Origin of the sequence: Komagataeibacter swingsii, assembly GCF_003207895.1 — a bacterium.
Taxonomy (GTDB): domain Bacteria; phylum Pseudomonadota; class Alphaproteobacteria; order Acetobacterales; family Acetobacteraceae; genus Komagataeibacter; species Komagataeibacter swingsii.
In genome coordinates this window covers 152,475-166,720 of sequence record NZ_NKUB01000003.1, presented here as the reverse complement: position 1 = coordinate 166,720, position 14,246 = coordinate 152,475, and the positions used below count along the sequence as shown (strand labels likewise).

The following is a 14,246-nucleotide window of genomic DNA, read 5'->3' as shown; positions in this document are numbered from 1 at the left end:
CAAAAAAATAGCACAAACAGGGAAAAATGATCATGAACCATATGCATGATGGCAACGACAACCGCCACATCATCGAGGCGGACAGGAACCACGTCTGGCACCACCTGTCACAGCACAAGCAGTACGAGACCGTGGACCCGCCCATCATGGTGGAAGGCAAGGGGCTGCGGCTGTGGGATATCAGGGGACGGGAATATCTTGATGCCGTTTCCGGCGGTGTGTGGACAGTGAATGTAGGCTATGGCCGGGTTTCCATTGCCGATGCCGTGCGCGACCAACTGGTAAGGCTGAACTATTTTGCCGGATCGGCCGGATCGGTCGGCGCGGCCCTGTTTTCCGAGCGGCTGGTTGAAAAAATGCCCGGCATGAGCCGGGTCTACTATGCCAATTCAGGATCGGAAGCGAACGAAAAGGTCTTCAAGATGGTGCGCCAGATTTCGGCCCGCCATCATGGGGGGCGCAAATGGAAGATCCTGTTCCGCGAACGCGACTACCATGGCACGACGCTTGGCACGCTGGCGGCATGCGGCCAGCCGCAGCGCAGCGCGGATTACGGTCCTTTCCCGCCCGGTTTTGTCGAGGTGCCCCATTGCCTGGAATACCGCAACCAGTACCCCGATGCCCCGGATTATGGCGTGGCGGCCGCCAATGCCATTGAAGCGGTCATTTTGCGCGAAGGCCCCGATACGATCGGCGCACTCTGCCTGGAGCCGATCACAGCGGGGGGAGGGGTCATAACCCCGCCTGTCGGCTACTGGCCGCGCGTTCAGGAAATATGCAAGAAATACAATATTCTGCTCCATATAGATGAAGTCGTCTGCGGGATCGGCCGTACAGGCAGGTGGTTTGGCTACCAGAATTACGACATCAGGCCGGATTTTGTAACCGTCGCGAAGGGCGTGGCATCGGGATACGCCGCCATTTCCTGCATGATCACGACCGAGGCCGTATTCGACCTGTTCAAGGACAACCCTGATGACCCGCTGAATTATTTCCGGGATATTTCCACATTTGGCGGCTGCCTGTCTGGCCCCGTCGCCGCACTGGAAAACATGCGGATTATCGAGGATGAGGGACTGCTGGAAAATACGCTGGTGATGGGCGAGCGCTTCATGGCCGGCCTGCATGAACTGATGGCGAAGCACCCGGTCATTGGTGACGTGCGGGGCAAAGGGCTGTTCTGCGGCGCGGAACTGGTCAAGGACCGGATAACAAAGGAACCCATGGACGAGAAACTTGTCCAGGCCGTTGTAAAGCAATGCATGGCAGACGGTGTCATCATTGGCATGACCAACCGTTCACTGCCGGGCATGAATAACACGTTATGCTTCAGCCCCGCGCTCAGTATCAATGCGGATGAAGTAAAACAGATCATGGATACGCTTGACAGGGCGCTGACCACTGTTTTCGGATAAGCGTATTTGATATAAATACATGAATAATTCAATCCTGTCAGGCGCCGCGGGGTTTCCTGCGCCTGACAGGGATGTCTGATGGATTTCCAGGGTTCGCGGTGATGTCGCTTTCTGTCTTTCTTGTGGTGATGTTTGCCGCGCTGCTGCATGCGACATGGAACGCCATTGTCAAGAAAAACACGGACAAAATCCTTATAACCGTTCTGGTTACAAGTAGTGCGGCCGTGATTTCCGCGCTGATCCTGCCTTTTTTGAAGCAGCCACTGCCAGCCAGTTGGATGTTCATATGCGTGTCCGCCATGCTGCAGGTCATATATTACATATTGATCGCACGGGTTTACCATCTTGTTGACATGAGCCTGGGCTATCCGCTGATGCGAGGCAGCGCGCCCTTCATCGTTGCCATTCTAAGCGCTTCCCTGCTGGGTGAATCCCTATCCCTAACGGCCTGGCTGGGTATCGGTGTGATCTGCCTAGGCATACTGAGCATGGCGCTGGATGGCCATCATGAGGAAAACAGGGATGGGCTACGCCTGATATTGTTTACCGCCATCATCATCGCGGCCTATACGATGGTGGATGGTATTGGCGTTCGCCGCTCTGGCGCCCCGATTACCTATACCCTGTGGATTTTCCTGCTGACCGGCCTGCCCATGGGGATCGGCGCGTTCTGTACCATGCCGGGCAGATTCAAGCACTATATCCGTCATTACTGGATGCAGGGCCTGATCGGGGGCGGGGGAACGACCGCATCATATGGCTTGGCATTATGGGCCATGACGGTCGCGCCCGTTGCCATGATTGCCGCATTACGTGAGACATCCATTCTTTTCGGCTCCCTGATTTCATGGGTGTTCCTCAAGGAACCGGCGACACCGCGCCGTGTGACGGGCGTCTGTATCATTCTTGCCGGCGCCATGATGTTACGCATGGCCTGATGGCCGGTATCGGCCTGTCGGGTCATCCCGCATGGCGGTGGGGTGCCCCAGTCAGGGTTTCATAATATGCCATAAATAATACGGCGATGTTTGGGAATGAATTGATTGGCATACTGTAAATTTACGTGATTGTTACACATGATTTTTCGTTAAAAAGAACCTGTTGCTTTTTCCTTCCCCATAAAGAATGATCGTGGTCCATGTTGGAATTTTGCAAATATATATGCAAGGTTATGCGTTGATGGCTGATGAAAACGACAATACGGCGGGGCAACTTCGCGAACGGCATGTTTCCATGATCGCGATTGGCGGCGTCATCGGGGCGGGCCTGTTCGTCGGTTCTTCCGCCGCCATTTCCCGTGCCGGTCCCGCCGTTCTGCTCGCCTATGTCTTTGCAGGTGTCCAGACCATGATGATCATGCGGATGCTGGGGGAAATGGTTCTGAACGCCCCTCAATCCGGATCGTTCATTATCCAGATCCGTCGCGGCCTGGGCGGGCATGCCGCCTTTGTCGCGGGTTGGGCCTACTGGATATTATGGGCCATCATCGCCGGTACGGAAGTGATCGCGGGGTCTGGCCTGATCGAAAACTGGATCGGCCTGCCCAGGGTGGCGATAGAAGGCATCCTGATCGCGATCATGACGGCCAGCAACCTGTTTTCGGTCCGTGGGTATGGCGAATTCGAATACTGGCTGTCCTTCATGAAAATCAGCGCGGTCTGTATTTTTATAACAGTCTGCATCCTGTCTATTTTCGGGTTTATCAATACCGCCCCGATCCAGTCGGCCGTGACCATGCGGAACGTGCTGCCGCATGGCGTCCTGGCCGTCATCACCATCATCCCGACCATCATGATGTCCCTGACCGGATCGGAAATAGCGACTGTCGCCGCCCTGGAAACGCGCAATCCCAGCGCGAGTGTCGCGCGCGCCGCCAACTCCGTGCCGATCAAGATCCTGCTTTTTTATGTCATTTCAGTCGCGCTCATCTTATATATCCTGCCTGTAAATGAGGTCCATAGCGGCTTTTCCCCGTTTCTGGCCGCCCTGAACCAGTTACATATTCCCTATGCGACGACGGCGATGGCCTTTGTCATGTTCATTGCGGTCATGTCATGCCTTAATTCAGCAATTTATGTGACATCCCGCGTCATGATGGAAATGGCGACCTTTGGCGATGCCCCGTTCTTTCTGGCACGGCGGGGCAGCACGGGCGTGCCAACCGCGGCAATCATCATGGCGGCCGGCGTCGAAGCGATTGTCGCGCTGTTTTCAACCCTGTCGCCGGGGGGTATCTTTACGTTCCTGTTAAGTGCAAGCGGTGCCTTGATCCTGTTTGATTATTTTCTGGCGGCCCTGGCGCAGATCAGGCTACGCAAGAAAATGATCGGCCAGAACCAGACGCCGGACTGCCCCATGTGGCTGTTCCCGACCCTGTCTTACCTGACGGCTGGTTCCTTTCTGCTGGTTCTGGTTATCATGATGTTCGAGGCACAGACACGTTTTGAGATAGAATTCAGCTCCTTTATTGTCATCGTGATCACCAGCATTTCGCTTTTGCGCAGCAGGTGTTCGGGTATGAAACCAAATGACGGAAGTATCATCCGGCAGGATGTCCATGAAAAACCCGGTATTGGGTAGGCGTTCAGTCCTCATCTAGAAACCCTTGGTTTTAAGGGGGTCTCGACGATTTCATCTTCCATGCCCTGATAGGGAAAGCGGCATGACGCAGCCGGGATACGGGTAAATGGCTTGCCTGGTCCGGCCGGGGCGATCAATCCATGGCTTTTCCCTGCTTGCAACGATCAATGCCGCCGTTACAGACAATCAGAATGCAAGTACCGCCACCCAGCACCGGCATAAGGGGAACAAGCCATCGAACAGAGCCATCAATCACGGCACCCTGGTTTCCAACTCGTTTTATTGCGCCACAAAGTGATGGTTCCTTGATCCCTAGCGCTGCAATGGCTGGCTGGATCGCATATTGATTGAGCCTGAAATATTATTTCAAATATAAAAGCACCATAGAAGAACGATATTTTTATTGATAATATTACCATGAAATTAAAAATAAATTTTACGCGGATTTTTGAAAGGATTCAAAAAACGCTGCCTTTTTTAGAAGCTGTTTGAAAACAATTCATTGATAAAAAAAATAAAAGTTTTTTTGTGCCGCCTTTTTCTTACAAGGGCGGTATTCTTTCGAAGCTTTTGCAAAAAGCTTCACCAAAAACTTCCTTTAATTTTAAAGCGCTATCATGAACTGACTTTTCAAACAGTCTCTTATAAAATGGTGGCACCAAAAAAACTTTTATTGTTCTTAAATGATATATTGGAAACAGGCGTAACAAGTAACGTATTTAATATTTTTGAACTGTCAGGCGGCATCGATTGGTTGACTGCGGAAAATATTTATGCCGCCATCAAGGACTGCTTGAAACAGTCTTCCCGGAAACATCTTGCAGTCATAAGGACGTTTTCGGTGAAGCTTTTTGCAAAAGCTTCAAGGAACACCGCCTTTTTTCAAAAAGACGGCGCCCAAAAACCTTTATTTTCTTTGATCAATAAGTTGTTTTCAAACAGTCTTTCAGTAAGTCTGTTCAATCGCCTGGCCAAGGCGTTCAATCCCCAGATCGATTTCCGCCTCGCTTACGGTCAGGGGCGGGGCAATACGAAAGACGCCGCCCATGCCCGGCAGCTGCACGACATTCATGCTCAGGCCAAGCTTCATGCAGGCCCGTGTAATGGCTTCGCCCCGTGCGCCGTCCGCTTCCTTTGTCTGGCGGTCTTTTACAATTTCCATGCCAAGAAGCAGGCCGCGCCCGCGAATATCACCAATACATTCATGGCGCACCTGCAGGGAACGAAGGCCCGCTTCCAGTCGCTGGCCCATGAGCCTGGCACGTTCAACAAGATTATCCCGCTTGACGACTTCCAGAACTTTCAGGCCGACCGCCGCAGGCAGGGGGTCCGACACGTGGGTTGTATAAAAGAGATAGCCGAGCCTGTGGGCCTTTTCTTCGATTTCGGCGGACGTGATCATCGCCGCCAACGGCAGGCCGGCCCCCAATGTCTTGGATAATGTAAGGATATCGGGCACAATGCCGTCGCGTTCGAACGCGTACATCATGCCGGTGCGGCCCACGCCGGTCTGGGCTTCATCAACAATCAGAAGCATGCCGCGTTCGTGGCATTTTTTCTGCAACAGGGCCAGATAACCAACCGGAAGATCAATAATACCGCCAGAACTCAGGATGGGTTCTGCAATAAACGCCGCCAGATTACCTGTGGATTGCCGGTCCACCAGGTCAAAGGCATAATCCAGTTCGGCGCTCCAGTCATAAATTCCGTTCTTTTCAAAACGGGGCCGATAGGGGAATGGCGTGGGAATGGCGAAGGAGCCTACGGCCGATGGCCCAACACCCCGGCGGCCTGCGCTATAGGTTGCGGATGCGGCCGAGCCGGTCATGCCATGCCACGACTGGGCAAAGCTTACGATTTCATACCTGCCCGTGACCAGCTTGGCCATGCGGATTGCCGCTTCATTGGATTCCGCGCCCGTACTCAGCAAAATGGTGCGGTCCAGCCCTTCGGGTAGCGTCTGCGCCAGTGCTGTCGCCAGATCGACAACCGGGCGTGACAGCATGCCACTGAAAAGATGATCAAGGTTACGGCTGCCTTCAGCAATGACGGCTGCTATATCCGGGTGGCAATGCCCCAGGACCGCGCTCATCTGGCCGGAAGTGAAGTCAAGGATGGCGCGCCCGTCGGCATCGTACACAAAGCTGCCCTTGGCGCGTTCGATGATCAGGTGCTCGAAGGAGCCACCATAACGGATAAGGTGCTTGCGTGCGTTTTCCCAGAATTCGGGATCATTGTTTCCGGATTCAGGGTTTCTGGATTCAGGCATGTATGCGCGCTCCTGCGGGCGTGTGACCATGATTTTCCGCAATGATATGGCATTGACAGCATCAAGCGCAGCGAATAGTTTTTATACAAGGCATAAGAAAAATTGATATCGTGTCCTATAATCTGGAAATTGACCTCTTACGGTCCTTCAGCGCCATAGCCGATACCGGATCGCTCAGCCGGGCTGCCCTGCGGCTGGCCAAAACCCAGTCCGCCCTGAGCATGCAGGTCAAACGGCTGGAAGAACTGACGGGTCGTTGCCTGCTCAACCGGGGTGGGCGTGGTGTGACACTGACCGCGCATGGCCTTCGCCTGCTGGCGCATGCGCGTGACATCCTGCGCGCGCATGACCGCGCGCTGGCTGACCTGACAGGGCGGGGCCTGTCCGGCAGCGTGCGTTTTGGTTGTCCGGATGATTATGCAGCCGCTTTCCTGCCGGGCCTGGTCGGAAGCTTTACCAGTGCGCATCCGGATGTGCTGATTGAAATCGTTTGCGGGTCAACGCAAAGACTGAACAGGATGCTGGAACGGCACCAACTGGATCTGGCCCTTGTCTCCATCGTCAACCCGCATGCAAACGATGATGTTATCCGTGTGGAGCCACTGGTATGGGTGGGCAGGGCGGGCTTTCCGGTCTGGAACAGCACGCCGCTCCCCCTTGCCCTGACGGAAGTGGACACGTTTGACCATCAGGCTGTCCTGAACAGTCTGGAGCATGATGGCAGGAATTTCCGGATCGCCTATGCCAGCGCCAGCCTGGCGGGGCTGACGGCCGTTGTCCGTTCCGGCCAGGCCGTGGCCGTGCTGACCCGTCCCGCCGTGCCGGCTGACCTGCTGGAACTGGGGCCGGACGCCAGCCTGCCGGGCCTGCCACAACTGGGGATAACCATCGCGTTTGACAAGGTTGCAGGCAACGACCTGGCCGAACGGTTTGCCGCGCATATCCGCCACACGCTGCCCAAATTATGATGCGGCGTGAAGTCCATGGATTGCCCGGCTAACGGACCGCCATCGCAAGCCATGCGGCGGATTACATGATCCTATTGCGGCTGTTCATCATGACTTGCGCCGTGATGTTGCCTGCGCAGGAGAGGAAACGGATGATGCTTCCATTTCAGGCGCAATGGCGTGAAGGGCGTCCAGCAGGTTTGATGGCGGGCGATCGGCAAGGGAGACGATATATTCGATCATTTCTTCCTCTGCCCCGATAAGGGGCACCAGACGGACCCGGTCATTACCTATGAATTCGCTGGGGGATATGGCGGCGACGCCCAGGCCATGGGCCACGGCCTCAATCATGCCTTCACGGCCATCAATCAGGAGGGTAGGGGTAACCTGGATGCCGCGCCGGCTCAGTTCTTTGGAAAGCAGGCGTTGCGTAATAGACTGGGCTTCGCGGAAAATGGGGCCATATTGTACGAATTCTGAAAAAGTGAGGCCATGTTCATCAAAGTCATCGGTATCGGGGACGATGGCCATCAATTTTTCACGCCGCAATTCCTGGCCACGAATACGGGAATCCGATGGATAGATGGCGCATACGGCCATATCCGCCGTATTATCCAGCACACGGGCCAGGCAGGCTTCCGCATTCGTAATGGATAGGGAAATGATGACGTTGGGATAATGTATGCGGAAAGCTGCTATTATCTTAACGGCCAGATCCGGCGCGTCCGTTACCATCAGCAGGCTGCCCGCATCCAATGCGCCTTCTGCCGAAAGTAACTGGCGTGCATTGCGTTCATAAGTAAACATCTGCCGTGTGGTCAGTAACAGCCGTCGTCCCAGATCGGTCAGTTCTACCACACGGCCCCGCCTGTTGAACAAGGTGACGCCAAATTCCTGCTCCAGACGCCGCACCTGATCGGAAATCGCGGGCTGCGTCAGGCCCAGCGCCCCGGCTGCACGGGAAAAGCTGCCATGTTCGGCGACAGCATGAAAAGCGCGAAGCTGGACATATTGCACTGGCTTGACTGCCGTATAAGAAAAATCGTTGAAAGGATCAATTTTATCGATTTTACAAATCTAAATCATTCCGCTCTGTTATGTCCATTCCCAATCAGGCGAGTGGTGACATGTCAGATACAATCGAGCGCGCTTCCCTTGACCCGCACGACCTGCGGGCGGAACCCGACCATTATCTCCTGACCCCCGGCCCCCTTACAACCGCGCCCCGAACACGTGCGGCCATGATGCGGGACTGGGGATCGTGGGATCAGGAATTCCGCGACCTGACCGCTGAATTGCGGCGTACCGTGCTGGAAATCGCGGGCAATGCCACCGATTATGACTGTATCCCGATGCAGGGAAGCGGCACCTTCTGTGTCGAAGCCATGCTTGGCAGTTTTGTCCCGCATGACGGCAAGGTGCTGGTGCTTGCCAATGGCGCCTATGGGCAGCGTATAGCCAGGACACTTGGCTATCTGGGCCGCGCATGCCGGGTGCTGGACAAGGGGGATTTCAGTCCGCCGCGCGGGCCGGAAGTCGCCCGGATACTGGCGGAAGATACGGCCATTACCCATGTCATTGTCGTGCATTGCGAAACGAGTTCCGGCATCCTGAACCCGATAGAGGAAATCGCCGCGGTTACGGCGGCGCACGGCCGCAGGTTCCTGATTGATTCCATGAGCGCATTCGGCGCCGTCAACCTTGACATTGCAACCCTGCAGTACGAAGCCATGGTTTCATCCGCCAATAAATGCATCGAGGGCGTGCCGGGTTTTGGATTCATCATTGCCCGCAAGACGGCGTTCGAGCAGGCGAAGGGACGCAGCCACTCCCTGAGCCTGGACCTGCACGAACAGTGGCGCACCATGAACACCACGGGGCAATGGCGCTTTACACCCCCCACCCATGTCGTGGCCGCCTTTGTTGAAGCCTTGCGGCTGTATATGGCCCAGGGGGGCCAGCCTGCCCGGCTCGCACGCTATACCGCCAACCGTGACACGCTGGTTGCCGGCATGAAGGCGCTGGGCTTCGAGACATTGCTGGAAGAACAATGGCTGTCTCCCATTATTGTTACGTTTCTTACGCCGGGGCATGAATTATTTGATTTCAGGAATTTTTATGACCTGATGAAAGAAAAAGGCTTCATCATTTACCCCGGAAAACTGACACGTGTCGACAGTTTCCGTATCGGCTGCATTGGCCATTTCGGGCCGGATGTCATGCAAAGGGTCATTAGCGCGGCACAGGAATCCCTGGCGGTATTGGGCGTTCCCCATGCCGCGCCGTCCACCGCCAGCCTGGCGGCGCGCGATGCCGCCGCCCTGGCCTGAACCGTTTTTCGAGCAGGAAATTTTAAAAATGCAGTCATTCAGGCATCTCAGGGCCGTCATCTTTGACTGGGCCGGCACGCTGGTCGATTACGGATCACGCGCCCCGATGGGGGTCTTTGTCGAAGCCTTCGCGCAATTCGGCGTGGCCATTACGATCGAGGAAGCGCGGTTGCCGATGGGCATGGCGAAGCGTCCGCATATCGCGGCCCTGCTGGCCCAGCCGCGTATTCACGCGGCATGGCGCCAGCGCCATGGCAGCCCCCCAACCGAGCAGGACATCGATGCGATATATGCCGTCTTCGTGCCCAAAAACATCTCGGTCGCCAGCAGGCACGCCGATATCATCCCCGGTGCGGCGGACGTGCTGGCGGCCATGCGGCAGGGCGGGCTGAAGATCGGGTCCACGACGGGCTACACACGCGAAATCATGAACGAAATCCAGCCTGTCGCCGCGCGGCAGGGGGTTGATGTCGACAGCCTTGTCTGTTCGGGGGAAACGCCGGAAGGCCGACCCAGCCCCTTCATGATCTGGCATGCCCTGGCGCAGATGAGCGTCTGGCCCACCCGTGCCACCGTAAAGGTTGACGATACCCCCGTGGGGATCGGTGAAGGCCTCAACGCAGGCGCATGGACGGTCGGCGTGGCGCTGAGTGGCAACGCCCTTGGCTGCGCATCGGACGAAATGGCGGCCCTGCCAGCCACGGAATTCGCGGCAAGGCGTGCAGCGGCTTACGCCCAGTTGACCGCGGCGGGCGCGCATGTGGTTATTGATTCGGTCGCGGACCTCCTGCCTGTGTTATGGGCATTCGACGGCCGCATGGCCCGTGGCGAATATCCCTGAGGGCCATCCACAGGAATACCTGCGCGTGGCGGAAAGGGGGCACGCAGGGCAGGGGCAACAGCCCGGAAATATCAACCCCGGGCGGCAGGATTATCCGGGTACGGGTATTGAGGGGTCGGCCAGCATAAAGCCGGATTTCATCATAAACGCGTTTTTGTTGCATTTTAAGTCATAATCGGGATTACAAAATTCAGGAACGTAATAATATGTCACGCTCCACGAAGGGAAAAATAGAGTGAGCGCGACAAAGACACTTCTGGTGCCCCCCCGGCAGGTTCCCCTTGGCGTTTTATGTGGCGCCGGGGCAGGGGCCTTGTGGGGACTGGTTTTCCTGGCGCCGGAACTGGTGGGAAGCTTTACGCCGATGCAACTCGCGGTCGGCCGTTATCTGGCCTATGGCGTGTTTGCCTGCGTATTGATAGCGCCCCGCTGGCCTGTACTTTCCCGCACCGTGACACGGCAGGACTGGCTGGCCTTGTTCTGGCTCGCGCTCCTGGGCAATGTCCTTTACTATATATTGCTTTCCATGGCCGTGCAGCTAGGCGGCATAGCCCTGACTTCGCTTATTACCGGCTTCCTTCCCGTCATCGTAACCTTGATCGGAAGCCGTGAGGCTGGTGCTGTCTCCCTCAGGGCGCTTGCCCCATCGCTGGTCCTATGCGGCGCAGGCGTGTTGTGTATCGGCGGTCAGGCCATTCTTGTGGCGACACCTTCGGGATCATCCATATCCGGACTGTTCTGCGCCTTGGCCGCGCTGACATCATGGAGTACCTATGTGGTGTGGAACAGCCGTTGCCTCGGGCGGCTTCATCATATTTCAGGACATGAATGGAACCTGCTTACCGGCGTTATGACTGGCGCCCAGGCCGTGCTGCTTGCCCCCATGGCCTGGCTGCTGGCCAATACCCATCATACCGCGCAGGGATGGGAGCGTTTCATATCCGTTTCGGTCGGGATCGCGTTCCTTGCCTCAATCTGTGGCAATGCCCTGTGGAACCGGATGAGTCGTCTCCTTCCTCTCACCATGGTCGGACAGATGATCCTGTTTGAAACCCTGTTTGCATTGCTCTATGGCTTTCTGTGGGAACAAAGGGCGCCGCATCCCCTGGAAGTGATGGCATTCCTGCTGGTGGTCAGCAGCGTACTTTCATGCATTGCCGCCCACAGAAAAACATGACATCGGGTTATGCGCTGGACACACAGCGCATCCATGCGGGACTGTTAAGGCATATGTCATATTATTTTCACAATAGATAAGAACCATGACGAATACTGGCCAAATAATATTTCTGGTCAGGATGGAATAAGTGACCCCAGTATTTTCAGTCCGTCTTCGATCCGTTCATAGGGAATGGAGGAAAACCCCATGCGGAAGCATGATTGCCCGGCTTTCGGGTTACTGAAGAATATATCGCCCCGTTCGATTAATACATCATGTTTTCTGGCCTCATGGGCCAGTTTTGTCGCATCGTGATGGGCAGGCCCCTGAATCCAGAAACTGGATGCACCGGCAGATCGCATGATTTTATAGTTCGGCAGGTAATGGGGCAGCAATTTATCCATTAATATTGCACGCTCATGTAACTGCGCGCCCATTTTTTTCAAGTGGGATCTGTAATGGCCCAAGGCGATAAACACGCTCAGGGTTTTCTGGTTATTGCGTGGGGGATGACGGAGCATAAGCCGACGTAGGGCACGCAATTCCCGTATTATGGCAGGGGACGCCACGATGTAACCAATCCGCAGGCCCGGCGCCAGTATTTTGGACAGGCTCCCGATATGGATGACACGTCCCTGCGTATCCATGCTTTTCAGGGCTGATCCGGCCTGCCCTTCTGAAAACAGGTCTGCGTCATAGTCATCTTCTATAATGACCATGTCTTTCTTTTGGGCGACTTCCAGTATTTCCATACGGCGTTGTGGGGACATGATGGCGGTAGTTGGGCATTGGTGCCCCGGAGTAAGGAGTACAACCTGACATTGGCTGAAATCATCATCGGGTATGACCCCCTGATCGTCCATCTTCAGATTTTTTATCCGGGAGGTATGAAGCTGGACCATATTGCGCGCGTCAGTATAGGAAGGGTCTTCAATACCAAAATCTGTTGATGATGATACGAGTATTTTCAACGCCATAAAAAGGGCATGCTGTGCCCCGACTGTAATGATAATTTCCTGTTCCGACGCCCATATGCCCCGTCGGGGTAGGATTTGCAGGCATATCTGTTCAAGAAGGTCGGGGTCATCTTCATCAATCATGTCGCCAACCCAAAGACCCAGCCCCCTGAGATTAACGGTTTTTTTCATGCTTTCCCGCCACTCCCTTGTAGGGAAAAGGCTTGAATCAAGCTGCCCGAATAAAAAACAGTATTTATAGTCCTGCCAATTCCTTGGTTTTGAAATATTCCTCAGGTTTGATACCTGCAATTTTATGTGCTTGTCCCAGTTAACCAGATTTTCAGGGCGTGCCGCCTGTTCATCTTCCTGTCTGGCAAGATGACGGCTGACTTCGTCTTTAACATACATACCGCTACGCAAGCGGCTGACGATATACCCGTCATCAATCAGCCGTTCGTAGGCCATGACCACCGTTATGCGGGCAATGCCAAGGAAATCCGCCAGTTGGCGACTTGAGGGAAGGCGGGTGCCGGAACGGATCTTGCCGCTTTCAATGGCAGCAACGAGTTTTTTGCGGATATTTTCCTGAAGTGTTTCTTTCTCATCTTTCGAGTGTGAGGCAAAAATTTTTCTCCACCCGATATCCATTCTCACGTCCCTGTTCCGAACTAAAAATCATATTAAGAGGCTGACTAGGTACTGATGATAATAAACATAATTGTTATGATCATTCAACAATCAGATTTTTGTAAAAAAGCCTTGAAATACAGGATGAAGTAAACGAACGGATCAAAAACCCAAATTTTTGCCGCATGGCCTGTCATTTCATTTTTTTGTTGTAACGATTGATCAGACCTGGAAACCGGCTTGGAGTTCTTTCCTGTCAAGATCGGTTTCAAGCTGACATCTGCATCAATACTTAGGATTGGGACCTATACTTTTATCCAGATAAATATCCGGAGGGTGTTATATACCCTGCGCGCATGTAGCGGCGTTCCTGAGCATAAAACATGCGAATGCGCTAACATGACGGCTTGCGCGTATTGAAGCATGATGCCCGTGATCCCTGGCGCGCTTACGCGCATCACATGATCCATGCAAAAATCGCCCGAAAGCCTATTGGCGTGGCGGCAGAACGATCCCACGTCTGACCCTGGATAACCTGACAACCCGCAAGCAAGCCCCAATGTCCTTACTGCCTCGACAGGCTTTTCGCCCGCATGGCCCTGTGTCGATACACGCCAGTCCAATGCGCCCGTCTGTCGTAGCCTGAATGGCGGCGGCAAGATGTCCAACCCCGACGCGATTATCCCGACTGCCTGACATAACATGCAGGGCCAGCCAGTGCCCCCAGCGTATCCATGGCATATGCCAGCTTTGATCTCCTTTTATGCCAGCGACAGGCTTTCACGGCACCATGGCTGAAAATATCTATCGCCTGTCCCGCCACCTTGGACACAGTTCCGTGACAGCGGCCGAACAGAATCATCCGGGCTTGCTTGATCACCAAGAAACAGGCGCGTCGCGTTCCTGGCGGGACGGATTTTTGCAGCGTCCACCACACCAGCCTGAAAAACCACCCAGAAACGACCAAAGCGCCCCAAAGGGCGCTTGGCAATTTCCTGTTTATTTACAAGAAGTTCTGGCGGAGGGGAAGGGATTCGAACCCTCGATACGACTTGACATCGTATAACGGTTTAGCAAACCGCCGCCTTCAGCCACTCGGCCACCCCTCCGCCGAAGAGC

General features: G+C 54.8%; 10 protein-coding genes and 1 tRNA gene. 7 read left to right on the top strand and 4 right to left on the bottom strand.

The window, feature by feature from the left end; genetic code table 11:
- The first annotated feature begins 32 nt into the window (after positions 1 to 32).
- The 3 genes from CFR76_RS04200 (at position 33) to CFR76_RS04190 (ending at position 3,995) form a co-directional block, all read left to right on the top strand.
- Positions 33 to 1,415, top strand: a complete 1,383-nt coding sequence (locus CFR76_RS04200; RefSeq protein ID WP_110556076.1) for an aminotransferase family protein — start codon at positions 33 to 35, stop codon at positions 1,413 to 1,415.
- 101 nt (positions 1,416 to 1,516) lie between these two features.
- On the top strand, positions 1,517 to 2,353 hold the full coding sequence (locus CFR76_RS04195) for a DMT family transporter (RefSeq protein ID WP_167402049.1): 837 nt from the start codon (positions 1,517 to 1,519) through the stop codon (positions 2,351 to 2,353).
- A gap of 241 nt (positions 2,354 to 2,594) precedes the next feature.
- Positions 2,595 to 3,995 carry an amino acid permease gene (locus tag CFR76_RS04190; RefSeq protein WP_167402048.1) on the top strand — a complete coding sequence of 467 codons (1,401 nt, stop codon included), beginning with the start codon at positions 2,595 to 2,597 and terminating at the stop codon, positions 3,993 to 3,995.
- A 946-nt stretch (positions 3,996 to 4,941) separates the two neighbouring features.
- Here the strand turns inward: CFR76_RS04190 and CFR76_RS04185 are convergent.
- Positions 4,942 to 6,264 carry an aspartate aminotransferase family protein gene (locus CFR76_RS04185; protein ID WP_110555984.1) on the bottom strand — a complete coding sequence of 441 codons (1,323 nt, stop codon included), beginning with the start codon at positions 6,262 to 6,264 and terminating at the stop codon, positions 4,942 to 4,944.
- A 110-nt stretch (positions 6,265 to 6,374) separates the two neighbouring features.
- On the opposite strand from CFR76_RS04185, the gene CFR76_RS04180 reads away from it, so the two are divergent.
- A complete protein-coding gene (locus tag CFR76_RS04180; protein WP_110555983.1) occupies positions 6,375 to 7,232 on the top strand; it encodes a LysR family transcriptional regulator in 858 nt (285 codons plus the stop codon).
- Between the two features lie 87 nt (positions 7,233 to 7,319).
- Here the strand turns inward: CFR76_RS04180 and CFR76_RS04175 are convergent, their stop codons facing one another.
- Positions 7,320 to 8,228 carry a LysR family transcriptional regulator gene (locus tag CFR76_RS04175; protein ID WP_110555982.1) on the bottom strand — a complete coding sequence of 303 codons (909 nt, stop codon included), beginning with the start codon at positions 8,226 to 8,228 and terminating at the stop codon, positions 7,320 to 7,322.
- A 110-nt stretch (positions 8,229 to 8,338) separates the two neighbouring features.
- Here CFR76_RS04175 and CFR76_RS04170 point away from each other — a divergent pair, with 110 nt between their 5' ends.
- The 3 genes from CFR76_RS04170 to CFR76_RS04155 all read left to right on the top strand — a co-directional run bounded on the left by CFR76_RS04170 (position 8,339) and on the right by CFR76_RS04155 (position 11,559).
- Positions 8,339 to 9,541, top strand: a complete 1,203-nt coding sequence (locus tag CFR76_RS04170; protein ID WP_110555981.1) for a 2-aminoethylphosphonate--pyruvate transaminase — start codon at positions 8,339 to 8,341, stop codon at positions 9,539 to 9,541.
- 28 nt (positions 9,542 to 9,569) lie between these two features.
- Positions 9,570 to 10,382 carry a phosphonoacetaldehyde hydrolase gene (phnX, locus tag CFR76_RS04165; RefSeq protein ID WP_110556074.1) on the top strand — a complete coding sequence of 271 codons (813 nt, stop codon included), beginning with the start codon at positions 9,570 to 9,572 and terminating at the stop codon, positions 10,380 to 10,382.
- A 256-nt stretch (positions 10,383 to 10,638) separates the two neighbouring features.
- The gene (locus tag CFR76_RS04155) at positions 10,639 to 11,559 is read left to right on the top strand and encodes a DMT family transporter (protein ID WP_208623933.1); all 921 of its coding nucleotides are present in this window, start codon (positions 10,639 to 10,641) and stop codon (positions 11,557 to 11,559) included.
- A gap of 116 nt (positions 11,560 to 11,675) precedes the next feature.
- Here CFR76_RS04155 and pdxR read toward each other — a convergent pair whose 3' ends face one another.
- Both pdxR and CFR76_RS04145 read right to left on the bottom strand, forming a co-directional pair.
- Positions 11,676 to 13,148, bottom strand: a complete 1,473-nt coding sequence (pdxR, locus tag CFR76_RS04150; RefSeq protein ID WP_110555978.1) for a MocR-like pyridoxine biosynthesis transcription factor PdxR — start codon at positions 13,146 to 13,148, stop codon at positions 11,676 to 11,678.
- 995 nt (positions 13,149 to 14,143) lie between these two features.
- Positions 14,144 to 14,236 (bottom strand) — tRNA-Ser (locus tag CFR76_RS04145).
- Between the last annotated feature and the right edge of the window lie 10 nt (positions 14,237 to 14,246).